Genomic DNA, 25,240 nt, shown 5'->3' with positions numbered 1-25,240 from the left:
CATTGGAAATCAGACAAATGAAAAAAAAGCCCCTTATTTTAATCACCAACGACGACGGCATCACCGCTCCCGGAATCCGCGCGCTTATTGACGTGATGAAAGAAATCGGAGACATTGTCGTGGTCGCCCCGGACAGCCCGCAAAGTGCGATGGGCCACGCGATCACGATCCACAACACGTTGTCTTTGAATAAAATTTCAAAGCCCGATGCGGGTTTCGATGAGTACAGTTGTTCCGGAACGCCGGTCGACTGTGTCAAATTTGCCGTCAGCGAAGTCATCAAACACAAACCCGATTTATGTGTTTCGGGCATCAACCACGGTTCGAATTCGTCGATCAACGTGATTTATTCGGGAACGATGAGTGCGGCGATCGAGGCTGGAATCGAAGGCATCCCTTCAATAGGATTTTCACTTGCGGATTTCGATTGGAATGCCGATTTCGAAGTCGTAAAACCTTACGTGAAACGGATTGCCGAGCAAGTTCTCGAAAACGGTTTGCCCGACGGAGTGATCCTCAACGTGAATTTCCCTCGCGAAAAATCGTATAAAGGCGTAAAGGTTTGCAGACAGGCCAACGCCATGTGGGTAGAGGAATTCGACAAACGCAAATCGCCACACGGACGCGATTATTACTGGCTTACGGGCAAATTCGTCAACCTCGACAAAGGCGAAGACACAGACGAATGGGCGTTGAAAAACGGATACGTTTCGGTTGTTCCGGTGCAATTCGACTTGACCGCATACCATGCGATGCAACAACTCAATTCGTGGAAACTCGATGGATAGGACCGATTTGGTTTTGGGCATTTTCCTCGGATTGACGGGCGCTTTGGCGGGAAGTTTCATCTTTATCACGCTCTTTACGCCTTATACGGTGGCGGACGGACTTTTCATCATACGCGAATCGGGACAGATTTCGAAAATCCTGTCGCTTGGTGCGATCGTGAATCTTGCGATTTTCTTCGGCTTGCTCAAATTCAAAAAAGACGTTATCGCAAAAGGCGTACTTTTGTCTATGTTCGTGATCACATTGGCCACGATAATCCTTTATTATATATGAAGTATTACATCATTGCGGGAGAAGCTTCGGGCGATCTGCACGGTTCGAATCTCATGAAAGCGTTGTTTGTCGAAGATCCGGATGCCGAAATCAGGTTTTGGGGAGGCGATTTGATGAAAGCCGTCGGAGGCACTTTGGTCAAGCATTACCGCGATCTGGCGTTTATGGGATTTGTGGAAGTCGCGATGAATCTGAAGACGATTTTGGGCAACATCAAATATTGCAAGCAAGACATCGAAAATTTCAAGCCCGACGCGTTGATTTTCATCGACTATCCCGGATTCAACATGCGCATCGCCAAATGGGCCAAACCGCTCGGATATAAAACGTACTATTACATTTCTCCGCAAATCTGGGCTTGGAAGGAAAACCGCATACGCGACATCAAACGCGATGTAGACAAGATGTTCGTGATTCTTCCGTTCGAAAAGGATTTTTACGAAAACAAGCACAACTTTCCCGTGGATTTCGTCGGACATCCGCTTATCGATGCGATCCATCGCCGACCTCAATTGGACGAGGCTTCTTTCAGAAAGGAATTCGATATGGACGACAAACCGGTCATCGCGTTGCTTCCCGGAAGCCGTAAGCAGGAAATATCGAAAATGCTCGACGTGATGCTGTCGGTCGTGCCGCAATTTCCCGACTATCAGTTCGTGATTGCAGGCGCGCCGGGACAGGAGCCTGAATTTTATCGCCAGTTCGCCAAATCGAAAAACATCCACTTTGTGCAAAACCGCACGTACGACTTGTTGAGTATCTCAACTGCGGCTCTGGTGACTTCTGGAACGGCGACACTTGAAACGGCCTTGTTCAAAGTACCCGAAGTGGTTTGCTACCGCGGCAACTGGATTTCGTATCAAATCGCCAAACGCGTGATCACGCTAAAATTCATTTCGCTCGTGAACCTGATTATGGATAAGGAGGTCGTAAAGGAATTGATCCAGGGCGAACTAAACACTAAAAATCTGGTGTCGGAGCTGCGCAAACTACTCGATCCCGAAAAGCGAAAAATCGTTTTGGATCAATACGATGCGCTCGAAGCGAAGCTCGGAGGCGATGGCGCGAGTGTCAAAACAGCTAAACTGATTGTTGATAACCTCAAAGCTTTTCAAGCCTTATAAACAAAGAGATTCTTGATTGAAAATCAGTTTCTTGCCGATTTTTAAACGCGCTTTCGTAAGAAATTGTGAACAATTTAATATTTCGATTTTACACAATTTCACGATTTTCTTGCTATATTCGCCACCGACCAAACAATATAAGCCTTACGCTTTTCGTTACTGGTTAAGCCCCAGAAAATTCTGCACAGAATTTTATTAATAAATCTAAAGGTGGTTTGCCCGCCATCTGAAAAATAAAAAATAAAATATGTTCGTAAAAAAAGCATTATTCCTTTTATTGCCTGTTTTCCTACTCTTTGCTGCCCAAAGCAATGCTCAGGTGATAACCTCCAAAAAAGAAGCCGTCAAAAAAGGCGTTTACAAAAAACCTGCCGAAGAAGCTGTTTCACAAGATGTAAAGTCGGCTGTGACTGCACTTACAGGTAAAGACAGCGACAAATCCAAAACGACGGCCCAAACTTCGACCAAAGCGCCTGCCGCAACTTCACAACCCGCAAAGGCTCCTGTAATCGCAAGCACCAAACCTGCAAAGCAAACGGCTCCAAAATCAAAGAATAAACGAGCGCTGATCAACGAAAAAGAAGACACTGACCTTTTGCCGATGCCCGAAGAAAATTACATGGCCGTGCAAATGATCAACAATGCGGTCTCATTTATCGGGACGCGTTATCTTGGTGGAGGAACCACAACCGCCGGTATGGATTGCTCTGGAATGGTTACGGCAGTTTATCGTTTGTTCGACGTGAAATTGCCAAGAAGCTCGAGCGAAATGTCTAAAGTGGGACAAAAAGTCGAAAAACAAGATATCAAGAAAGGCGATTTGGTGTTCTTCCATACGAATGGCAAGCGCGTGATCAACCACGTGGGAATGGTCGTCGAAGTAAATGATGACGAGATTAAGTTCGTGCATTCCTCGACTCAAAAAGGTGTCATCATTTCGTCTACGAAAGAACCTTATTACCAAAAGAATTTCGTGCAGGCCAACAGGATGTTGTAAGCCGATACAAAAAAATATACGAGCCGGGTTTTTACCCGGTTTTTTTATGCCTTGCCAATTTTAACAATTATTACAGATTTTCTGTAATTGGGTTTCGACAGGGCGCATTAATTTTACCGGACAGCCCACTACAAAGGCAATACGGGTTTCGGGAAATTTTAGTCGATCAAACGAAAACAATGTATTGCCTTTCTTTTTTTATACGCCATGCAGATTTTGAAATTCCCTATCGTACGACTTACGCTGCTGTTCCTTTTTGGGATGTGTGTGCAGAAATATGTGGAGTTTCCTTTAGGCGTGTTGCTTTCCTGTGTGGCCATCGCTTTGATTACCTTCATATTCTTTCATTTTTTATTTCGTAAAAAACGGCTTCCATCGTTGTCATACGTTTTTTTGACAAGTGCCGTGTTTGCGTCGTTGGGTGCACTTTGCCTTTCCGCGAGTGATGAAACGCGATCGCAAAATCATTATCTGCGACAAATCGCATCGGACGGAAAACCTCAATTTTTCGAACTTGTGATACGCGAGCGCCTCAAACCTTCGAAGTCGAGCGAAAAGTTTGTGTGCGAAGTCGAAAAAGTCAATTACAAATCGACGTGCGGTAAAATTTTAATGCATGTCACGAAAAGTAAAAAATGGTCTCGATTGCGGATAGGCCAGCGGATAAAGACAATATCGACGGCTTCTGCATTACGGCCTCCTAAAAATCCCGGACAATTCGATTATTCGGCGTACTTGAAGAACAAGAACATTTACGCGGTCATTTATGCAAATCAGGTCAGGAAAGCAGGAATGGAAAAGGGTTTGGGATATTTTGCGGATGCGATTCGCGCCCACATCCTTTCTAATATTGCCAAAAGTGGATTTCCAAAGAAAGAACTTGCCGTTTTTGGCGCACTAATGCTCGGCCAACAACAGGATATCGACTCCGAGACCGTTAAAGATTACCAGTTTGCGGGAGCCGTGCATATCCTATCGGTTTCCGGATTGCATATCGGCTTCTTGATGCTTTTACTTGATTTCGCGTTGCGATTTCTACCAGGTTCGCAAAAGTTCAGGATAGTAAAACTCGTGATAGTCGTCATTGGGCTTTGGTCGTTTGCGGTAATTGCGGGACTGTCGGCTTCGGTAGTACGGTCGGTGACGATGTTCTCGTTCGTTTCCGTGGGTTTGTATTTAGGTCGAAACACCAATATTTTGAATACGCTTTGCGCGTCTGTGCTTATCATCCTGATATTCAAACCCGGATTTCTATTCGATGTAGGATTTCAATTGAGTTATGCCGCATTGTTTTTCATCGTTTGGCTCAAACCGATTTTTGACCGATGGATGCCTTCCCAAAATAAAATCTTACGGTACTTTGGCAGTATTCTCTCTGTATCGCTGGCGGCACAAATCGGCACTTTGCCCTTGAGTTTTTATTATTTCCATCAATTTCCGAGTCTGTTTTTCGTGACGAATTTGATCGTAATCCCATTGTTGGCCGTTATTATGGCTATCGGACTTATAACATTGACGGTCGCATGTTTTTTTGTCGTTCCGGATTGGCTAGGATTGATCACATCCGAAAGCATTTGGCTTCTCGATACTCTCATTGCCTATGTGGGTAATCATGAACGATTGGTCTTTCAAAATATAGGTTTTACGATAACCATATTGCTGACCTCTTATTTATTGATATTCATGGCGGCATCATGGGCCAAAACTGTCAAATATTCCCAAACGATAGGATTGCTGATTGCGATATTCCTTTTGCAATGCAGTATTTCATTACCATTGCTCAAATCGGCTCGTGAATCTGAATGGGTGCTGTTCCATACAAGAGGAGAGACCATCATTTGCGAAAGGTCGGGAAGAAATATCGACGCCTACACATCTTGCACAAATGACGAGTCAAAAGATTTCATCACAAAAGCATACGCTACCAAAAATTTCAGCAAGACATCCGAGAAACCGTTCAGGAACACATTTACGTTTTCCGGCAAAAAAATATTGGTTTTAGACGGAAGAAATGTTTATCCGACCAATATACATGCTGATATACTGATTCTTTCCTCATCCCCAAAAATAAATCCGGATAGGACGATTGCCGAACTTCGCCCCAAAATTGTAGTGGCCGACGGATCGAACTTTACTTCCATATGCGACATGTGGAAAAAAGAGTGCCTAAAAAACAAAATCCCTTTCCATGCCACAGCCGAAAAGGGATCGTTTATTTTAAGGAACGGGCCTTAAGACTTCTTGATAATCTTATTGGCTCCGTCTAGCCATACTGTCGGGCCTCCTGCCACATAACCCGTTTTTCCGAGTTGGGTAAAACTGATTTTCCCGGTTTTGTCTTTCGTAGCGGTCGCGAACCAAACGGTCGGATAGCCTTGAATACCGAAAAATTGCTGCAATTCGAAATTCTGCTTTTTGATCTCATCGGTTTGAGGCGTACGACGTGGGAAATCGAGTTCTACAAGAATAACGTTCTCTTTGGCCCAAGTTGCGAATTCAGGGGTTTTCAAAACCTCTTTTTGCAAACGGATGCACCATCCGCACCAGTCGCTACCGGTGAAGAACATCAACAACGGTTTCTTCGATTTCTCTGAAAGCTTGACCGCTTTTTGAATGTCGGTCTGCCATTCCAATTCCTGTGCTTGGACCGCGAACGATCCGGCGATCAGGAATAAGGCTATAAGTAATTTTTTCATAGGTTGAATTTTAAAATCCGTCGACAAAAACGGTGCCGAAAGGTAGTATTTTATTTGACGCCTTGCATTAATTTTTTGACCAATGGCATAAGCATGATAAGCACGATCCCGGCAATTAAAGCATAAATCGCCAGTTGGTAATAACCTTCTGTATACGAAATCAGTTTTGAGTACAATGACGTTCCTGTATTCGATCTTGAAATCTCGGCCCCAAGTTTCCCGGCCGCAAACTGACCGAACGCACTCGCGAGAAACCACAAGCCCATCATCATACCGAAAAGGCGTTTCGGAGCCAGTTTGGTAATGGCCGACATACCGATAGGCCCGAGACAAAGTTCACCTAAAGTCGTGACCAAATACGCAAAAGTAAAGACGTTCAACGAAGCTATACCTTTTGCGTTCGCGAAAAACCTAGTGTAATAGAACAAATAGAATGACGCGCTCAACAAAATGAATCCGATGCCGAATTTTATGATCGTGTTCGGTTCCATTCTCTTGCGTGCCATCCACAGCCAAAGCAATCCGACTAACGGACTGAACACGATTACGAAAAACGAATTGGAACTGTTGTTGATCACATTCGGATCCATATAAAACCCAAGCAAATCGTAGCTCAGGTTGTCTTTTGCGAAAAGCGACAAAGAACCTCCACTTTGCTCAAAAATAGCATTGAACACGAAGTAAAAGAAAATGAATACAAAGGCAGCGACGAGTTTCTTCTGCATGCCCGAATCCTTAAGCGCATAAAGCTCATAAAGAAAATACAGCATGGCAATCACGGCCATCGAATACATGAAATAATCGGTGTAATCGGTATTTCGGACCATGATGAAAATAAGCGGAATGCTCAAAATCGACAGGAAATAAACCGCTAATTCACGAACTCTCCTCGCATTTCGCGTCAAATCTCTCAAAGGCGACTGACCGATCGGGCCGAGATATTTTTTAGTGAGCGCAAACGTAACGAGTCCGATCAACATCACAATGGCGGCCGCAAGAAAACACCAAGTCCAGGAATAATATTTCCCGAGGTAGATGCACAAGGCGCCTCCGAGTAACCCGCCGACGTTTATCCCTGCGTAAAAAAGACCGTAGCCCGCGTCGCGACGCGCATCGTTTTCATGGTACAATTCGCCGACCATAGACGAAACGTTGGGTTTGAAAAAACCCGTTCCTATGATCGAAAAAGCGATTCCATAGTAGAAAAAGCCCTGAGGTGAAAAAGCGATCAGCAAGTTGCCCAATACCATTACGGCCGCTCCGAAATACAACGATTTACTGAAACCGAGAATCTTATCGGCGAAAATCCCACCAATGAACGTGAACGCATACACGAACGCCTGAATCGCGCCGTATTGCAAATTGGCCGCATCTTCCTTGAGAAAAAGCTGGTCGACCATAAAATAGGTGAGCACGCCACGCATACCGTAGAAGCAGAAACGCTCCCACATTTCGACCATAAACAAATACCAAAGCTGTTTTGGATATTTGCCTTTAAAATCCTGGATTTGTTCTAAAGTTGGTGTCGCTTCCATTATCTGATGCCTTTTTCGGCCATTACTTTATTGAGGTTTTTCAAAACGACGAACATGAGTGCGGTTGCCGCCAAAAGCAGGCAGAAATTCACCCAGAAGAAATTCGTCTTGTCTTCGTACGAATCCCACATGCTCGCCAAAACGCCGCTTAATTTGTTTCCGATCGACGTCGCCAAAAACCAGCCGCCCATCATAAGCGAGGTGATTTTTGCCGGGCTGAGCTTCGACACGACGGATAATCCCATCGGGCTCAGGAAAAGTTCACCGATGGTAATCACGCCGTAATTTGCGACAAGCCACCAAACGCTAACTTTTTCGGTTCCGTTGCTTCCGGCTTTTACCGCGGCGACCATGACCAAAACAGACAAGGCCGAAATCAACAAGCCGAACGCAATTTTAGTAGGAGTCGTCGGCTCTTTCTGGCGCACTCTCAAAAACGAGAAGAACGCGATGACCAATGGCGTGAGCACGATTACCCAAAACGGGTTGATCGACTGGCTCAGATTGGGCGACCAAAGCGAGATTTCCTCGTTTTCTTTCGGAAGTTTGTCTTTTGGTACATTGCGGAAATACACCGGATAGTTCACTTCCTTGACGACCTTTCCGTCTACTTTCTGCAATCGGAACTGCTCGTCGTACACACCGACGGAATCTTTCTTGTAAGCAAGTTTATCGGATAGTTTCAGGTTGTGGAAAACGCTTTCTGTCGTGCCCGTAATATGACGGTTCGTATAGCGGTCGCCCCAAGTGTTGAGCGCCGAACCGTTGAGTTTGAAAACGCCCCAAAACAAAATGACCACGGCAAAAATCGTGAGCAATGCGCCAATCGGGCGTTTGTCTTCGGGACGCGCCTTAAAATAAAGCGACGAATAAAACAGGATTACGGGAATACACGCGAAAATGAACGCATCGGTGCTATCCGATCCGAAAATGTAACTGTCCGGGTTCGCGTCCGACGCCGTTCCTTTGAGAAGCCATCCGATAATCCCGAAAACGATAGACGGCAATAGAATGAACATCACGATTTTCGAGAACGGCATGTCTCCTTCCTGTACGCCTTTTTTCTGGTCGTGTGTGCCGTAATGCTTGATTCCGACCATGAACGTGATCACGCCGATGAACATTCCGACTCCGGCCGCCATGAACGCCTGTTGCCATCCGAAAAGATTGTACAGCGCGGCTCCGAAGAAATTACAGATGAAAGCCCCGACGTTTATTCCCATGTAGAAAATGTTGTAGCCTTCGTCTTTCTTGGCTTTGTACTCGTCGTTGTTGTAGAAATTCCCGAGCAAGGTCGAAATATTGGGTTTGAAGAATCCATTTCCGAGAATCACGAGCGTCATGGCCGTGTACAGGATCGGAAGCGAATGGATGCCCATCATAAAATAACCGACGCCCATGAGGATTCCGCCGAGAATGATCGACTTCCTGTAACCGAGGTATCTGTCGGCGATCAAACCACCGATGAAAGGCGTCAGGAATACCAACGCGATAAATGTGCCGTATAAATCGGCTGCTTCTTTTTCGGTCATCGCGAAACCTTTTTCCACGTCTTTGAGATAAAGCGTGAAAATTCCGATCATCAGATAATAACCGAAACGCTCCCACATTTCCGAAAGGAACAGATATGGGAGCGCTTTTGGATGTTTATTCCACATAGGCTATGATTAACGCACGCCGTGCATCATTTTCTTTAAGATTGGCGTAAGCGCGAATAGGATGACCGACGCGATTCCGCAAAGTACTACGAACACCATGAAGAACTCGTACAGATTCGAAATCGTGAATCCGGCAAAAGTCGGATACTCGGCCTTGATGATGTGTTTTTCTTTTATGAGGTTGAGTTCGGCAGCCGTAAAAGTCGTATCGGCAGCGGTGAAACTGTCTACGAATTCTTTTTTGTCTTTGGCAGCGGTTTCTTTCGCGCCTTTTTTCTCGGCCACTTTTTTAAGTTTCGCCTCTACATCGATGTTATTCGCTTTGGCCTGCGTGTTGTCTACACTAGCCATGTTGAGTTTGGCAAGTGCGAACAATTCTGCACCGTCGGCGGTTTTGGTCTTGTCGAGGATACCTTTAAGGTCGATGTTGTTCTTTTCGGCAAGTTGGTATTTGTCGCCTGTCGGAGGCAAAATCGAACCAAGAGTTCCCGAAAGTGCATAACCGGCGGCGTTCGAGATAAAGAACACTCCGTATGCCAAAGATGCGAAACGCTTCGGAGACAATTTCCCTACAAGCGAAAGTCCGATCGGTGACAAACAGAGCTCTCCGAAAGTCTGGATCAGGTACAATAGGATCAACCAGTAGATCGCGAGCAATCCGTTGCCCAAATCTTTCACGTTATGTGCGATGATAAAATAACTCAACGCTATCAACGCCAAACCGAATGATTGTTTTACGGTAGAAATCGGCTCCTGCCCTTTCGCGCGCAATTTGTCCCAAAGGATAGAAAACGGAACGGCGAACATGACGACGAACAATCCGTTGAAGATTTGTACCATCGAAGCCGGCATATCCCAAATTCCGAGGAAATCCCTGTCGGTCTGGTTGTCGGCGATGAACGTCAAAGACGATCCTGCCTGCTCGAAAGCCGCCCAGAAGAAAATGATGAAGAACGACATCACGTAGATTACGCAAATACGCTGGATTTCGATTCTCGTAAGGGTTTTATCGGTAAGGATCAATGCTGCAAGCGAAATCCCGGCCGCGTAAATCATCGGATAGATGTAGGTTTTTACGACGTTGTCGCCTTCGGTGAAATAGTTGAAAACAAAGAACAAACCTGCAAACAAAGCCACGGCGAAAATAAGCGAACCGGCCGTGAAGTGAGCTTTTTGGGCTTCGCCTTCTTCGTAATCGGACACATCGTTTTTAGACGGAACGCCACCGATCGGTTTGCCTTCCGGAGTCACCACATATTTATTTTTAAGGAAATAGAACGTAGCCGATCCGATGAGCATCGCAAGTGCGGCAACGAGGAATCCCCATTTGAACGCGTGGATGTCGCGCACACCAGCCGAATCCTTAACGTCCCCAAGGAACGGACATATGAACTGGCCCAAAAACGCGCCGATGTTGATTCCCATGTAGAAAATCGTGAACGCTGTGTCTAGTTTTGTTTTTTCCTGTTTTGGATACAAGCTTCCTACCATTGAGGAAATGTTCGGTTTGAAGAATCCGTTACCGAAAATGATCACGCCAAGCGCGGTCCACATCAAGGTATTGGCCAGCGACAGGTTCGTGCCGAAAACAGACGCACTGAAGAACAACAACAATTGTCCGCAAGCCATCATAAGACCTCCAAGCAAAATACAGTTGCGGTTACCGAAGAAACGGTCGGCGATGAAACCTCCCAAAAGCGGAGTCAGGTAACAGAGTCCGAGAAATCCGCCGTAGATAAGAGAAGCGTCGGCCTCTTTCATCATTAGCGAATTTACCAAGAATAAGGTAAGCAGGGCGCGCATGCCGTAAAAGTTGAAGCGCTCCCACATTTCGGTGCCGAATAGTACCCAAAGTCCTTTCGGGTGTCCTGTTTTAGCCTGATTTTCTGCCATTTTGTATAGTTTGGTTTAGTTAGATTATAAATTCTGAAGGATGAAATCCGTCATTTTATTGAACAATTGGATGCGCGTCTTACCGCCATAAATACCGTGGTTCTTGTCTGGGTAAATCGCCCAGTCGAATTGTTTGTTGGCCTGTACGAGTGCTTCGATCATTTGCATCGAGTTCTGTACGTGTACATTGTCGTCGGCCGAACCGTGGATCAACAAATACTTGCCTTTTAAGTTCTGCGCGAAATTGATCGGCGAATTGTCGTCGTAACCCGCAGGGTTTTCCTGTGGCGTCGTCATATATCTTTCGGTGTAGACCGAATCGTAAAAACGCCAGTTGGTGACCGGAGCAACGGCAATCGCCATTTTGAACACGTCGGCACCTTTAAGGATACAGTTGGATGACATGAAACCGCCGTACGACCATCCGAAAATACCGATACGGGATTTGTCTACATACGGATAGTTCCCGATGACCTTGGCCGCGTCGATTTGATCCTCGACTTCGAGTTTGCCCATGTTCAATTGCGTCACTTTCTTGAAAGCGGCACCTTTGAAACCTGTTCCGCGACCGTCGACGCAAACCGTGATATAACCTTGTTGCGACAACATCATGAACCAGTAATCGTTCGCGTCAAGCCAGTTGTTGGCCACTTCCTGAGAACCCGGACCTGAATACTGGTACATGAAAACAGGGTATTTTTTAGACGCGTCGAAGTTCTTCGGCTTGATTATCCAAGCGTTGAGCTCGTGTCCTTTTTCTGTTTTGAGCACGAAGAATTCCTTTGTCGGAAGGTCGTAACCTTTAAGTTTTTCGGTCAAGGCCGTGTTGTCTGCGATTTTCTGCACTTCTTTTCCGGTCTTGGAATCGCGCAAGGTGAACGAAACCGGTTCGATCGCACTCGAGAAGCTGTTGATGTAGAAATCGAAGTTCGGGCTGAAAGTCGTAGCCGCGCTCGTTCCGGTTTGGGCCGAAAGGCGTTTTTTGTTCTTTCCGTCAAGGCCGATGCTGTACACGTCGCGGTTGATCGATCCGTTTTCTACCGATTGATAGAAGATCGTCTTGTTCTTTTCGTCGAAACCGTAATAAGCCGTGACTTCCCAATTGCCTTTGGTTACCTGGTTCTTGAGCTTTCCGTTTCTGTCGTACACGTAAATATGGTTGAATCCGTCTTTTTCGGAAGTCCAGATAAAACTGTTGTCTTTAAGGAAGGTCAGGTTGTCGGTTACGTCGACGTATGCTTTGTCTTTTTCGTTGAGCACGACCTTGGCCGAACCGGTATTCCCATCGACGAAAATCAAATCGAGATTGTCCTGATGGCGATTGATGACCTGCACGCTCAACACATTGGCGTCCTTGGTCCATTTCAAACGCGGAATGTAAAAGTCATTGTAATTGCCAAGCTTGATTTCTTTGGTTGAAGCGGCCGCGACATCGTACATATGCAAACTCACCGTCGCATTCTTTTCGCCGGCTTTCGGATATTTGAACGTTTCCTCTTTCGGATATAATTCTTTGTGGAAAACCGTCATTGTGAATTCGGGAACGGCTGACTCGTCGAAGCGGATAAACGCGATTTTTTTTGAATCGGCACTCCAGTCGAAGGCGCGCACGATGGCGAATTCTTCTTCGTAAACCCAATCTGAAATCCCGTTGATGACGCTGTTTTTCTTGCCATCGGACGTGATTTGCTTATTGGATTTCGAAGCGATGTCATATACGAAAAGGTTGTTTTCTTTCTCATATGCGATTTTGCTTCCGTCCGGAGAAAAAGTCGGTTCCTGGACTTGCTCGAGTACTTTCGACAATTGCTTTGAAGTGATGTCGTACAGATAAAAATCGGCTGTAAAAGAATAGCGATAAATCGGATTCGAATTGGTCGCGATCAGGATTTTCTTTTCGGAATCGTCGAACGAATAACTGTCGATTGACTGCAATTCTTTGTGGTTTTTAGAATCGATAAGCGTAGCCACTTTCTTGAGCGTCGCAAAATCGTAAAGATCGACCTGCATGCTTTTGGAAGCGCGATCGAAATTCAAGACCGTATACTGGTTGGTGTTTTTCATCGCATGAAGCTCGTCCATGCCTTTGGTGCGGAATGCGCCGCTGTAGATTTCATCAACGGTTATCTTTTTCTGGGCCGAAACCGTTGCGCACACGAATAAAATGAGTGCGGAAAGCTTGAAAATTCTCGTCATTTTTACGTTCAATATAAAAACCGTCAAGTTTAGTGAAAAAAAAGCAAATAGCGCTTTTTTCCGCTGTTAAATCGGGTTTGGTTAATTGGGCATTTGTCTTTGAAATTGGAAATAGTTACAGATTTTGTGAAATCGCGCCGCCAACTTATTCGCTATCTTTGGCATACAGCAACAGCCAAACATGAAAACCGACAATACAAAACGAGTATATAAGATGTCTTTTGCGGGCGTTTATCCGCATTATATTGCCAAAGCCGAGAAAAAAGGACGCACGAAAGAAGAGGTAGACACCATCATTTTCTGGCTTACCGGATACGACCCACAGTCTTTCCAGCAAGTGCTCGACAACAAAACCGATTTTGAGACGTTTTTCAATCAAGCGCCTCAATTCCATCCGAACGCTTCCAAAATCACGGGCGTGATCTGCGGTTATCGCGTCGAGGAAATAGAAGATCCAATTATGCAAAAGGTGCGCTATCTCGACAAGCTGATCGACGAATTGGCAAAAGGGAAAGCGATGGACAAAATTTTACGTGAGTAAGGGTTAGAACAAACTGAGCTGGCCATCGCGGTATTGTTCGTATAAATCCTGGTTTAATTTGGGAAACGTTTTCCCCTCAAAGAATTTCTTCCGCGCCAGACGCATCTGTGCATGCACTTGTTCGGCAAACTCGCCTTCTCCTCGCATTCTTTGTCCCCAACGGCTGTCATTCAACGTTCCGCCGTGTACGTGTTTGATGTGATTGAGTACTTTCTCGGCACGGTCGGGCATGGCTTTGTGGATCCAATCGGTGAAGATTTCCGCAATCTGACCGTTCAATCTTACAATCGTATGCGCAATCGAGACTGCTCCCGCATCGGCTGCCGCTTTGGCCAAAGGCAATACTTCATGGCTGTTGATTCCCGGGATCACAGGCGCGATCATGACGTTTACGGGAACGCCGTTTTGGGAAAGCAGTTTCACGGTGTCCAAACGCTTTTTGATTGTCGCCGTGCGCGGTTCGACCAACATCCGCGTCTTTTCGGACAACGACGTTATCGAAACGCTTACGCCGATCAGGTTGTCGGCCGCGAGTTTGGACACGATATCGATATCCCGCGCAATCAACGCGTTCTTGGTGATGATCCCGACGGGATGCCGATACTTGTAAAACACCTCGAGACATTTTCTCGTAATCCCGAATTTCTTTTCTGCTGGTTGGTAACAATCGGTGTTGCCCGACATGACGATCGTGGCGCATTTCCAATTCTTGCTTTGAAGCTTTTCCTCGAGCAATTCGGGTGCGTTCTTCTTGACGAGGATCTTGCGTTCAAAGTCCAATCCGGCGCTGTAACCCCAATACTCGTGGGAATTCCGGGCGTAACAATAAATGCAGCCGTGTTCGCAACCCTGATAAGCGTTCATCGACCATCCCATGCCGACATCAGGGCTTTCGACTTTGTTCACGATCGTTTTGGGAAAAACTTCGAGATAATGTGTCTTGTTCGGATCGGCATCGTCACCTTCGGCATGACAATAATTGAGGAAATCGTCGGTCACTTCATACGATTCGGCAAAGAATCTGTTCTTGACGTTTTTTTGCGCGCCGCGTCCTTTTATATAATCGCTTTCACCTTCCGAATTCATGTCCGAAAGATATACGCTAAAATTTATATATGGAATTATTCCTTGTTAAATTTGGAATTATTCCAATGTTAAAAATCAATTCGCTTTGCCATGCCATCTGCTATCGAAAAGGTATCTTTGTAATTCAATTGACATGAAATGACGAAAGAGATTTCAGGATTTTCCAAACTGTCCAAAGACGAGAAAATAGATTGGATCGCCAGCACGTATTTCCAATCGGCCGATGAAGCCAAAAAACTGCTCAAAAGTTATTGGAACGCCGATGAAAAATTGCAGCAACTGCACGACGATTTCATAGAGAACACCGTTTCGAATTTTTATTTGCCGATGGGCATCGCGCCGAATTTCCTTATAAACGGGAAAACCTATACGGTTCCGATGGTGATTGAGGAAAGTTCGGTGGTTGCGGCTGCTTCGAAATCGGCTAAATTCTGGTCGACGCGAGGCGGATTCAGGACAACCGTGCTCAAAACCGAAAAAATCGGACAGGTCCACTTTATTTTCAAGGGCGACAAGGAAAAGTTGCAAGGCTTCTTCCAACTCATAAAACCCAATTTCTTTTACGATACCGAACCGCTTACGGCCAATATGCAAAAGCGAGGCGGCGGAATACTCGATATCGAGCTTCGCGACAAGACACACGAAATCCCTGGTTATTTCCAGCTTCACGCCACATTCGAAACCAAGGATTCGATGGGAGCCAATTTCATCAATTCGTGTCTCGAGCAATTCGCCAAAACACTTAAGGACGAAGCCGACGAATACGACGGTTTTTCGCACGAGGAAAAGAACATTCGGGTCGTAATGAGCATTTTGTCGAATTATGTGACGGGTTGTATCGTACGTGCCGAAGTTTCGTGTAAAATTGAGGAACTGGCCGAAAAGAACATTCCCGATCCGGAAGCATTCGCAGAAAAATTCGCAACGGCCGTACAGATTGCCCAAGTCGAACCTTATCGCGCCGTGACGCACAACAAAGGCATCATGAACGGCGTCGATGCCGTAGTTTTGGCAACAGGTAACGATTTTCGTGCGGTCGAGGCAGCGGTTCATGCCTATGCGTCTAAAGACGGCCGTTATTCGAGTCTTTCGCACGCGGAAATCAAGGATGGCATTTTCCGGTTTTGGATGGATTTGCCTTTGGCTTTGGGTACTGTCGGCGGTTTGACGTCTTTGCATCCGCTCGTGAAATTCGCGTTGGAAATGCTCGAGAAACCATCGGCTGCCCAATTGATGCAAATCGTTGCAGCGACAGGACTCGCCCAGAATTTTGCCGCTTTGCGTTCGCTGACCACGACCGGAATCCAGGAAGGACACATGAAAATGCACCTGAACAACATCCTGAACCAGTTCGATGCCACAGACGAAGAACGCGAACACGTGCGCAAGCATTTCAAGAAACATGCGATTTCGCACGCGGCGGCGGTGAATTATATTGAAAGTTTGAGAAAGAAATAGCTTTATAAACCTCAAAGGTTTTATTCCGCTGCGCTCCATACAGTTCGGCTGCGCCTCGGGTTTGAAACCTTTGAGGTTTCCACCAAAAACATGAAACAACGTTTTTATTCGAACGGGAAACTGTTGCTTACGGGCGAATACGTCGTGCTTGATGGCGCCAAAGCGTTCGCGTTCCCAACAAAGTTTGGACAGGATTTGATCATCGAACCCGCATCCGAGAAGAAAATAAGCTGGAAAAGCATCAACAAGGACGGCACGGTTTGGTTCGAGGACAGTTTCGGCTTCGATGAAATCTGCACGCCCGATTACGTCGAGAAATACGATTCGGTCAAGACGACTTTGCTTGAAATCCTGCACGAGGCTTACCTCAAAAATCCTGATTTTATCGAAAAAGCGAATGGTTACGCGATAGAAACGAACCTCACATTCCCTAAAAATTGGGGATTGGGCACTTCATCCACGCTAATCAACAATATCGCGCAGTGGCTTAAGATCGACGCGTTCGAACTTTTGCAGAACAGTTTCGGCGGAAGCGGTTACGACATCGCCTGTGCGCAAAACGACACAGCTATAGTATATCGGCTTGAGCAGGAATTGCCTAAAGTCGAAGCGGTACACTTCAATCCTGGTTTTACGGGCGACTTATACTTCGTGTACCTCAATAAGAAACAGAGCAGCAAGGCCGCGATCGCTTCGTATTATCAAAATCGCACCGACCACATTGAGCGTATCACATCTAAAATCACGAAGATTACGGATGCTGTGGTTGCGGCACAAGACGTGCGTACGTTCGCTTACGACCTCGAAAAACACGAAGGCATCATGAGCGAAATACTCGAGATGCGCACCGTGAAAGAAGCGTTGTTTCCCGATTTCAAAGGTGTCGTAAAAAGCCTAGGCGCATGGGGAGGCGATTTCGTATTGGCGGTGAGTCGTGAAAATCCGACCGCTTATTTTTCTGAACGCGGTTATGACACGGTCATCCCGTTTTCGGATATGATACTCTAAATCATAAATCGCATAAAACAAAAAATCCCGGACTCATCATCCGGGATTTTTTTATCTGAAAGCGACTTTCTTAATAGTTGAATTTCGCTCTGTTGTCTTCGATTTCAGCATCCGATTTCAAAGCCGGGATAACTCTTGAAGAATATCCGCCTGTCATCGACTTCACTTTGTTTACGTAATCAAGGTGATCTTTGATTGCCGGTGCTTTTGTGATCGCTTTAGGAGAAACCACGTAAACACCCGAATTTCCGTCGATCGGCTTGGAAATTTTGCCTGTACCGGTAGCGATTGCAGTTCCAACCACTTTAGGCTCCGGACCGGCGTTCGGGATCATTGCGTTATCCAATGTCAAATCTGTTGCAGATTGAACCGTAGCTCCGTTAGCTTGCGCAATCGCCGCCAAAGAAGAACCGTTCATTTTCTTGCGGATCAATTCGGCTTTCTTCTTGTTTTTCAAGATCGGTTCAACGCTAACACGCGCTTCGTCAAGTGAAAGCAAACCTTCCGGATTGATTTTCTTAAGTTTCACGATCACGTTTCCAAGGTTTACCACCTCGAAACGCTTCACGTCTCCAACTTCGGTGTCTTTATTGAAAGCCCATTGGATGATTTGTCTTTGGGCACCGATACTTCCGAAGTACTCGTCCATCGCTTTCACTTTGATAGAAGGCACAACCTCCAATTTCTCGGCTTTGGCAACAGAAGCGAAGTCTTTTTCGCTGGCTTCCATTTCTACTTTCACGGCTTTTTGGTAAAGCGCATCGGTAGTAGCGTCTGAAGGCTCGATTTTTTGGGCGATCGTAGCCAATTTCACGGCGTCCTGCTTGTCGGTAACGTTGATGATGTGGTAACCGAATTGCGTTTCTACCAATCCGATAGAACCAATTGGACTGTTAAATACGAAATCGTTGAACGGTTTCACCATCGCGCCTTGTGCGAAGTAACCCAAATCTCCACCTTGTTGGGCAGAAGAATCGTCTGAGTTCATGATGGCCAACATCGCAAAACCTGAAGGGTTCGCTTTTGCCTGAGCCAACAATGCTTCGGCTTTGGCTTTCGCTTCTTCTTTCGTACGTTTTTCGCGTTTGTTCGGCACTTGCGTTCCTTCCCAGCTGATCAGGATGTGGCTCGCTTTTGCGTTCGCTCCGGCTTTGCGGCCCATTGAACGAGTGATCGCATAGTATTTCCCTTGCATGTAAGGCCCGTAAATGGCTCCTGTCGGCAAGTTGAACAACGCTTCCGCATGTTCTGTAGGAAGATCTTTCTTCGCGATGTAAGTCGTATCGAAAGGAACGTCTGAATGCTGGTTCACGAATTCGCCAACATTTTTAACCGAGCGGAAGTTTCCTGTGCTGTCTGTAGACGTAAGCAACTTGTCGATCGATTGTTTCACTTCGGCCTCGTCTTGTGCAGACGGTTTGTCTTCTACAAGCACGTATTCCAACTCGCGGTTTTCGTCTGACTTGTATTTCTTTTCGTGCTTTTTCATATAATCGGTAAGCTCGGCGTCGGAAACTTTCACGTCGCTGTCTTTAACCGTAGAAAACAAAACACCCACGTAGTCGAAAGTCGCTTTAGTGGTTTCGGCTTCGTATTTGTATTTTCCTTCGGCTTCGGTAACGAAAACACCACCTTTGACCAAAGTGTTATAAATCAAATATTTCGCATTGAGGATCGCGTCTTTTTCGCGGTCTTTTATCGCTTGGGCAGCTTCCGGGTTCGATTTGACGAACTCGCTTAGTTTTGCTACGTCGAATTCTCCTTTTTCGTTGCGGAACATTGGGTTCTGACCGATTTGCTGGTCGTTCTTGAACGCATCGAGAATGTGTTTTTCGCCTACGCGAATACCCAATTTGTCGAACTCTGCAGTAAGCAAAGCGATGGCGACCTCCTGGTCCCAAACGCGGTTGGAAGCCTGTGTCGCGGTCATGCCTTGTCCGCTTTTCTCGACATTGCTCACTTTAACCCTGAAATCTTCGAAAGTGATGTCTTTACCGTTGACGCTACCTACGTCTTTTGACGCAAGATTGAGGTTTCCGCTCGTGAAAATATCACCGATAAGGAAGGCCAACAAACAAAATCCGATCACACCTATCAGGAGCAGGGAGCGCTGTCTGATTTTTGATAAAACTGCCATTTTATAATCTTGATTTTTTAATTCAGTTTGCGAAAATACAATTATCTATTTAATAACCATAAGTTGAGGGAAATATTTGCTTCAAAAATTGGGAATCGGCTTTTTGGGAATTTCGACGAAGGAGAAATCTCATCCGATCGGACGACTTAGATTCCTCCTTCGTCGGAATCAAAAACCACTCAATCCGAAACCGTCATCCTCACGAGCTCGATTTTTTTCGCCGTCGCCTCCTCTATCGAAAACCTGAACTTCCCTATAGAAAACTGCGCCCCTTTTTGCGGAATCTCGTTCAAAGAATCGACGATAAATCCGCCGAGCGTGCTGTAAGAATCGCCTTCCGGAATATCCAAATCGTATTTTTCATTGAGATATTCCACGTCGTGACGCGTAGAGAAAAGCCAAGTGGCGTCGTCTATTTTTTGTTCGGTCAGCGTTTCTACCTCATCGTGCTCGTCCTCTATTTCACCAAAAAGTTCCTCGACGATGTCTTCCATCGTGACGATTCCGGCCGTACCGCCGTATTCGTCGAGCACCACGGCCACGCTTTTGCGCTTTTTGGTCAATTGGTCCATCGCGTCTTTGATGAATATCGTCTGAGGCACGAATTCGACGGGAATCAAAACCGACTTGATCGTTCGCGGTTTTCGGAACAAATCGAACGAATGCACGTAACCGACGATGTCGTCAAGCGATTCCTGATACACCAAAATCTTGGAATATCCGGTCTCGATGAAAAGTTCACGAAGTTCAGATACCGGCGCATAAATGTCTATGGCCGAAATCTCCATGCGCGGCGTCATGATATCGCGCGCTTTTACACCCGAAAAATCGAGTGCGTTCTGGAAAATCTGGATCTCGGAATCGACCTCTTCATTCTCGTCCACGCTACTCATTTGCTCGGTTATGAAATTCCCGAGTTCGACCTTGCTGAAGAAAACCTGCACAGGATCGCTTCCGGTGCCGAAGAATTTCTTGAGCACCATATCGGAAAACCAAAGGATAAGGGACGAGATGTAATAGAAAATCTTGTAAAAAACATAAGCCGGAAACGCAAAGAATCGGATCAGGCTGTTCGCGTAAATATGAAAGAAAACCTTCGGAAGGAATTCGGACGTAAACACGATCACCAATGTCGCTATCGTCGTCTGCAGCAATAAATTGGATACTACCGTGAGATGGTACGGCAACACCAAATCCAAAATAAGGCGCGATGCGAAAAACCCGTACACGACAAGCGCAAGATTGCTTCCGACGAGCATGGCCGCGATGAATTTCGACGGTTTTTCGGTAAGTTTTTTAAGGATTTGCGAAAGGAAACTGTCCTGTTTCTTCTCGATTTCAAGATAAATCTTGTTGGCCGAGAGGAACGCGATTTCCATTCCCGAAAAAAACGCGGCCAGTATCAGGCTTGCAATGATGATACTGACTTGCATGGATTAGGGTTTGTCGTTGCGGTTTTGGGTGAATTTCTTTGCGAAACGCATGCGGAAAAAGAACATGAAAATGCTCAAGGCCGCGATCACGAACCAAATCCAAAAGCCTTCTTCACCTTGGTTGTATCGCACGAATCCGGAATAGATGAAGAAAACACCTGCCGCGAGGTAAATATAAGGTATGATTTTTAGGTAGCCGTGCATATTACATTTCGTTTGATTTTTCGATTTCGCCCGAGATTTTTTGTGAGTTCACAATCTTGAAATCCTTGCTGAAATCGACGCCTTCACCAAAGGAAACGCCCTTTGGGTCACTAAATTTAAATTTTTTCTCGGTAAAAAACCACTCGTTCTTCTGATCGAAATACAATTGCTCGGTTTCGAGTTGCGAGCCTTGGTCGTTCCAAATCTTGACGTGGCCCTGAAGATCGATGATGTCTGTATTCTTGAACGTGACGGCGTAATCTGATCGCACGTACGTTTTCTTTTGGTTCTTGTCGTAAAACGTGACGTTCACGCCTTTCGGGAATTCGGTAAACGGATAACGCGCTGTGGCGTAATCGAGCATTTTGGGGCTCACAAGCACAGAGGTGATGCGGCCCGAATCGGTATACTTCAAATTGAAATCGTCGGCTTCACCGCTTGGCGTGAACTCCGAAAAACCGAGTTTCTGCACATCTTTGAGGTTGCTTTCGCACGAAAACGAAAATCCGACCACGACTAAAATCGCGGCCAAAATACCGATATGCTGGATTTTTTGTTTCAACTGATTATGCTTTTGGTACGATTACCGATTCATTGATCCAACAGCCGTACGAAATGGTTTTTCCGCTCATTTTGGCGTCTTTGATTTCCTTTTCGGTTGGCGCTTTCTCTTGGTATTTGCGGATGAGTTTATCCAATCCGCCTTTGTTTTTATCGACTTGGACCGCTTTTTTGAGGGTTTCCGCAGCGAGCCAATTGAGCGCTTTTTTCTCGAAATCGGTTTTGGCGCAATCCGATCCGGCGTCACCGTATTGTTGGGCAAGCAAAATATACGACTTGGAAAAATCGGGCTTTACTTCGAGTGCTTTCATCGCGTATTCCTTTACTTTGGCTTTGTCACGTCCGATGTAGACCGTAGAAGCGAGCGTAAAATAAGTATTCGCCTTGTCGTTCGGGTTCTTTTCAAGCTCTGCCGATTGGACGAAGTATTTGGCGGCGTTCGCAAAATCTGCTTTCTGATAAGCCGCTACACCCAAATTATAAGCCGATTGGGCTGTCGGTTTGATGTTCTGCTGGGCTTGGGTAATCTGGTCGTAGAGTTTACTGGTGCGGCAATGGTTTGACGAAAGCCCTTTGAGCGCGACTTGGAGCCACAACGTGTCGGTTTTGCGCTTTTCGAAAACTTCTCCGTAATAGGCATCGAGATTATCGCAAGTAGCCACTTCTTTTACGGTGACTTCGATGGCATCTATCATTCGATCGTTGGCCATTTTGTTCGCAGGCGTTTTCTCGCTTAACTTTTCAAGATGACCTACGAGATCGTCGCGTCTTTTGAGAATGTGATTGGCCGTAATCGTCTTATCGCCCGATTTGTATTTTTCGAAATACAGTTTCATGTAGAGTTCGATCGCTTCCAAATTTTCGAACGTCGTCGGATTTTTGGAATAAGCCCTGTCCAAAAGACTATAAATATCAGCTTTAGAACCTACTTTATAGCGATTCATGATCACCGCTTTATACATGTTGACCGGAACCGGATTGTTCGGGAAATATTTGTTGTAATCGTCGTATAACGCAAGCAATTCTTTTACGATTGGTTCTTTCTCTTCGACTTTGGCCCTGTCGGCTTTTATTTTGAGAAGTTCCGCTCCAAGGGTATAGATCTTTTCATTGAGCGTTGGGCATTTTTTGCGCACGCCCGTCCACAAATCGTATGCCTTGTAAAAATCGCCTTTCGAAAAAATACTGTCGACAATAGCCAAGCTATGCCTGCATTCGGCTTCAGGTTTGTCTTGCGCAACTGTAGTGAAACAGCTAAACAACACGATTAAGAGTAGGTACGTGTTTTTCATAACCTGAATATTTTTTATGCCTTAGTCGTACCTGCGTTTTACGAACCACTTGTCGTTGAAAGAAAATCCAATTCCTAGATTAAAGTAGTTCTCGGCAACCAGCCCGTAGGCTTTCGTACCGCGCTTTCCGTACTCAAGGGCGACGTTTATATTAGAGAGACTTCCCGTTATCGGGAATCCGAAACCTAACGTACCCGCAGCATCGTATATCGACTTGTTGTTCAATATCAAGCCTGTATTTTCGTAACGAGCTCCTGCGCGCAAAACGATTCGGCTCCAATAGTTGCTGAAAGAGTTATAGTTCGGAATATAATAACCCCCGATACTGTATTTTATTGCATTCTCGAAACGGCCGTTGTTGATATCGTTAAAACGGTTCTTCTGGTCTTTTGAACCTTGGAACGTGATTTCGGCTCCTGCCTGCCATTTTCTCGGCTCGCCAATACCCGCACCCAAAGACAAGCGCGTCGGCAATTTCAAGGTTCTCTTCTGATTGTAAAAAATGGTATCCTGATCTACTACCAATACGCCTCCCAACTGCAAAAGCTGCACGGTGGCGATATTCCTGTAATTGGTGGTCGTAAGATTGGTCGACGGCGTAAATGAAATTGCTCCAAATGCGTGCAGTTTCTTATTCACTTTACCTTCGTACATCACACCAAGATCCACGCTGAATCCGCTAAGATCCGATTGATTTATTTCACGAGAAGCAAACTGTACATCGGTTCTTTGGGCAAGCGAAGAGGTCTCCACCTTTCCGAAGTTGAAATTCACGTCGGCACCGACCCTGAAATTTTTGGTGACTTCATAACCTGCTCCAAGGAAAACGCGGTTGATTCCACCACTTCCGTTAAAACTGTGACGGATCGTATCACCTTCCCCTATTACTTCGTTGTTCCTTATTTTATATCCGACCGAACTGTATGGCATCAACCCGAAAGCGATGCCTGCTTTTTTAAGCGGCAATCCTACCGCCAAATAATCCAAAGTGACGCGCTTGGCCTTTTCTTCTTGAGTTTCGGTATGCAGTTTCGCCCAAGAACCGGTTGCGCCTACAGAAAAAGTGGTCATTTTCAAAGACGAGAACGAGGCCGGGTTCTGTATGTTAAGGTGAATGGAATCCGGAAAAATGGAAACGCCTCCCATGGCGCGAGTATCTATCGTCCCTTTAAATCTTTGGTCACCGATGCCGTAAAAAGAATACGGGGAATAACTTCCTTCTTGCGCAAAAGACAGGAACGACAGCAGCAAGCAGAAGCTTACCAGAATTTTTTTAATCATTTAGGCTGAATTGAAATGTTCGGTACAAACTTTCTAGCAGAAAATTTGGATTGGCAAATATGGTATTTTTTAATCGCTTAGCCAAAAATTCGGCGTCACCACCAGTTAAAATTATGATAAAGTTGGGCCAGCGATCGCGGCAGGAATCGATGAATCCGTCGATTTCGTTCATCACTCCGTTTACGACTCCCGAATGGATCGCCTGGGCGGTGGAATCTCCTATCATGTCGTTCGGGAATTCGGTCTCCAGTAATGGCAACCGCGCGGTATAGGCGTGTAACGCTTCATAGCGGAGTCGGATTCCCGGAGATATCGCACCGCCAAGGTAATTGTCGTTGGAATCTGTATAATCGTACGTAATGCAAGTTCCCGCATCTATGACAAGTCTGTTCTGCTGTGGAAACTGCAGCACTGATCCAGCCGCCAATACCATCCTGTCGATGCCCAAAGTGGTTGGCGTGGCATATTTATTTTCGAACGGGAAAGTGGTTTCGTGCGAAATGAACCGCAATTTTACCCGATCGCGGAAGATTTCGAGCGCTTCTTTTTGGGTTTTTCCGACCGATGCGACGACCAAATCGGTAATATTTAGAAATTTTTCGAGGGTTTCGGAAACTTTTTTTTGCCAGTCGTTCTCGGTGGTCACGAATTGCCATACGAGCGCATCATATTCAAAGACAGCGCCTTTGGTTCGTGTATTTCCGATATCGATTGTGAGTACCATTTGACGCGAAGTTACGAATAGATTTTTTTCAGGAAATTTCTTTTGCGTAAAATAAAAATCGTTCTATATTTGCACCCGCATCTGCAAAGGTACCTTAGCTCAGTTGGTAGAGCAATGGACTGAAAATCCATGTGTCCCTGGTTCGATTCCTGGAGGTACCACGTAAAGCCTGAACGTCATGTTCGGGCTTTTTTGTTTCACCTATACGCCATTCACCATGTTTTATTTTTACATCATCTACAGCAAATCGATCGATCACTACTATGTCGGTCATACCGAGAATCTCGTTGAACGATTGCAGAAGCACAACTCTCACGTGTATTCACACGCATTTACCCGAAAAGCTTCCGATTG

23 protein-coding genes, 1 tRNA gene and 1 pseudogene are annotated in these 25,240 nt (G+C 45.8%); 11 read left to right on the top strand and 14 right to left on the bottom strand.

The annotated features are described in order from the left end of the window. The first annotated feature begins 17 nt into the window (after window positions 1–17). From surE to HZF10_RS16590, 4 genes are all read left to right on the top strand, one after another. Window positions 18–788, top strand: coding sequence for a 5'/3'-nucleotidase SurE (surE, locus tag HZF10_RS16605; protein WP_176007362.1), 771 nt, complete (start codon window positions 18–20; stop codon window positions 786–788). Further along, window positions 781–1,062: a hypothetical protein gene (locus tag HZF10_RS16600; RefSeq protein ID WP_176007361.1), complete on the top strand. Its 282-nt coding sequence runs from the start codon at window positions 781–783 to the stop codon at window positions 1,060–1,062. The genes surE and HZF10_RS16600 overlap by 8 nt, the downstream gene beginning before the upstream one ends. Then, window positions 1,059–2,186: a lipid-A-disaccharide synthase gene (gene lpxB / locus HZF10_RS16595; protein ID WP_176007360.1), complete on the top strand. Its 1,128-nt coding sequence runs from the start codon at window positions 1,059–1,061 to the stop codon at window positions 2,184–2,186. The genes HZF10_RS16600 and lpxB overlap by 4 nt, the downstream gene beginning before the upstream one ends. Before the next feature lie 247 nt (window positions 2,187–2,433). Then, window positions 2,434–3,183, top strand: coding sequence for a C40 family peptidase (locus HZF10_RS16590; protein WP_176007359.1), 750 nt, complete (start codon window positions 2,434–2,436; stop codon window positions 3,181–3,183). A gap of 158 nt (window positions 3,184–3,341) precedes the next feature. On the opposite strand, the gene HZF10_RS18115 is transcribed toward HZF10_RS16590, so the two are convergent. Continuing rightward, complete coding sequence (locus HZF10_RS18115) at window positions 3,342–3,521, bottom strand: hypothetical protein (RefSeq protein WP_257008572.1); 180 nt, start codon at window positions 3,519–3,521, stop codon at window positions 3,342–3,344. Here HZF10_RS18115 and HZF10_RS18200 point away from each other — a divergent pair. Beyond that, a pseudogene (locus HZF10_RS18200) lies at window positions 3,445–3,906 on the top strand (ComEC/Rec2 family competence protein); the annotation flags it as partial. The gene HZF10_RS18115 and the pseudogene HZF10_RS18200 sit on opposite strands and share 77 nt — an antisense overlap. A 12-nt stretch (window positions 3,907–3,918) precedes the next feature. After that, complete coding sequence (locus tag HZF10_RS16585; protein ID WP_246282646.1) at window positions 3,919–5,418, top strand: ComEC/Rec2 family competence protein; 1,500 nt, start codon at window positions 3,919–3,921, stop codon at window positions 5,416–5,418. On the opposite strand, the gene HZF10_RS16580 is transcribed toward HZF10_RS16585, so the two are convergent. From HZF10_RS16580 to HZF10_RS16560, 5 genes are read right to left on the bottom strand one after another with little or no spacing between them, the layout of a single operon-like run. Further along, on the bottom strand, window positions 5,415–5,879 hold the full coding sequence (locus HZF10_RS16580; RefSeq protein WP_176007357.1) for a thioredoxin family protein: 465 nt from the start codon (window positions 5,877–5,879) through the stop codon (window positions 5,415–5,417). The genes HZF10_RS16585 and HZF10_RS16580 overlap by 4 nt on opposite strands. 50 nt (window positions 5,880–5,929) lie before the next feature. Then, window positions 5,930–7,414 carry a peptide MFS transporter gene (locus tag HZF10_RS16575; RefSeq protein ID WP_176007356.1) on the bottom strand — a complete coding sequence of 495 codons (1,485 nt, stop codon included), beginning with the start codon at window positions 7,412–7,414 and terminating at the stop codon, window positions 5,930–5,932. Beyond that, on the bottom strand, window positions 7,414–9,072 hold the full coding sequence (locus tag HZF10_RS16570; protein WP_176007355.1) for a peptide MFS transporter: 1,659 nt from the start codon (window positions 9,070–9,072) through the stop codon (window positions 7,414–7,416). The genes HZF10_RS16575 and HZF10_RS16570 overlap by 1 nt, the downstream gene beginning before the upstream one ends. 9 nt (window positions 9,073–9,081) lie before the next feature. Continuing rightward, a complete protein-coding gene (locus HZF10_RS16565) occupies window positions 9,082–10,965 on the bottom strand; it encodes a peptide MFS transporter (protein WP_246282644.1) in 1,884 nt (627 codons plus the stop codon). A gap of 24 nt (window positions 10,966–10,989) precedes the next feature. Then, on the bottom strand, window positions 10,990–13,161 hold the full coding sequence (locus HZF10_RS16560; protein ID WP_176007354.1) for a S9 family peptidase: 2,172 nt from the start codon (window positions 13,159–13,161) through the stop codon (window positions 10,990–10,992). A gap of 181 nt (window positions 13,162–13,342) precedes the next feature. On the opposite strand from HZF10_RS16560, the gene HZF10_RS16555 reads away from it, so the two are divergent. Beyond that, a complete protein-coding gene (locus HZF10_RS16555) occupies window positions 13,343–13,702 on the top strand; it encodes a DUF2200 domain-containing protein (protein ID WP_176007353.1) in 360 nt (119 codons plus the stop codon). Between the two features lie 3 nt (window positions 13,703–13,705). Here the strand turns inward: HZF10_RS16555 and HZF10_RS16550 are convergent, their stop codons facing one another. Next, the gene (locus HZF10_RS16550) at window positions 13,706–14,788 is read right to left on the bottom strand and encodes a PA0069 family radical SAM protein (RefSeq protein ID WP_176007352.1); all 1,083 of its coding nucleotides are present in this window, start codon (window positions 14,786–14,788) and stop codon (window positions 13,706–13,708) included. A gap of 138 nt (window positions 14,789–14,926) precedes the next feature. Between HZF10_RS16550 and HZF10_RS16545 the strand changes: the two genes are divergently transcribed. Then, window positions 14,927–16,246: a hydroxymethylglutaryl-CoA reductase, degradative gene (locus tag HZF10_RS16545; RefSeq protein WP_176007351.1), complete on the top strand. Its 1,320-nt coding sequence runs from the start codon at window positions 14,927–14,929 to the stop codon at window positions 16,244–16,246. Window positions 16,247–16,336: 90 nt separating this feature from the next. After that, on the top strand, window positions 16,337–17,254 hold the full coding sequence (locus HZF10_RS16540; protein WP_176007350.1) for a GYDIA family GHMP kinase: 918 nt from the start codon (window positions 16,337–16,339) through the stop codon (window positions 17,252–17,254). A gap of 70 nt (window positions 17,255–17,324) precedes the next feature. Here HZF10_RS16540 and HZF10_RS16535 read toward each other — a convergent pair whose 3' ends face one another. From HZF10_RS16535 to HZF10_RS16505, 7 genes are all read right to left on the bottom strand, one after another. Continuing rightward, entirely contained in the window at window positions 17,325–19,391 is a 2,067-nt protein-coding gene (locus HZF10_RS16535) for a peptidylprolyl isomerase (RefSeq protein WP_176007349.1), read from the bottom strand. Between the two features lie 179 nt (window positions 19,392–19,570). After that, window positions 19,571–20,824, bottom strand: a complete 1,254-nt coding sequence (locus HZF10_RS16530) for a hemolysin family protein (RefSeq protein WP_176007348.1) — start codon at window positions 20,822–20,824, stop codon at window positions 19,571–19,573. A 3-nt stretch (window positions 20,825–20,827) separates the two neighbouring features. Continuing rightward, entirely contained in the window at window positions 20,828–21,028 is a 201-nt protein-coding gene (locus tag HZF10_RS16525; protein ID WP_176007347.1) for a hypothetical protein, read from the bottom strand. 1 nt (window position 21,029) lies between these two features. Continuing rightward, window positions 21,030–21,590, bottom strand: coding sequence for an LPS export ABC transporter periplasmic protein LptC (gene lptC / locus HZF10_RS16520; RefSeq protein WP_176007346.1), 561 nt, complete (start codon window positions 21,588–21,590; stop codon window positions 21,030–21,032). 4 nt (window positions 21,591–21,594) lie between these two features. Then, window positions 21,595–22,881, bottom strand: a complete 1,287-nt coding sequence (locus tag HZF10_RS16515) for a tetratricopeptide repeat protein (protein ID WP_176007345.1) — start codon at window positions 22,879–22,881, stop codon at window positions 21,595–21,597. Between the two features lie 21 nt (window positions 22,882–22,902). After that, complete coding sequence (gene bamG / locus HZF10_RS16510; protein WP_176007344.1) at window positions 22,903–24,162, bottom strand: BamG family beta-barrel-assembly machinery protein; 1,260 nt, start codon at window positions 24,160–24,162, stop codon at window positions 22,903–22,905. Beyond that, window positions 24,155–24,886: a type III pantothenate kinase gene (locus HZF10_RS16505; protein WP_176007343.1), complete on the bottom strand. Its 732-nt coding sequence runs from the start codon at window positions 24,884–24,886 to the stop codon at window positions 24,155–24,157. The genes bamG and HZF10_RS16505 overlap by 8 nt, the downstream gene beginning before the upstream one ends. An 88-nt stretch (window positions 24,887–24,974) precedes the next feature. Between HZF10_RS16505 and HZF10_RS16500 the strand changes: the two genes are divergently transcribed. Together HZF10_RS16500 and HZF10_RS16495 are read left to right on the top strand one after the other, a co-directional pair. Then, window positions 24,975–25,047, top strand: a tRNA-Phe gene (locus tag HZF10_RS16500). A gap of 17 nt (window positions 25,048–25,064) precedes the next feature. Continuing rightward, on the top strand, window positions 25,065–25,240 hold a 176-nt coding region (locus tag HZF10_RS16495), incomplete at its 3' end, for a GIY-YIG nuclease family protein (protein WP_306454603.1).

It is taken from the genome of Flavobacterium agri (assembly GCF_013401995.1).
Lineage (GTDB): Bacteria > Bacteroidota > Bacteroidia > Flavobacteriales > Flavobacteriaceae > Flavobacterium > Flavobacterium agri.
The sequence above is the reverse complement of the archived record's forward strand: the minus strand, read 5'-3'. Positions and strand labels throughout refer to the sequence as shown.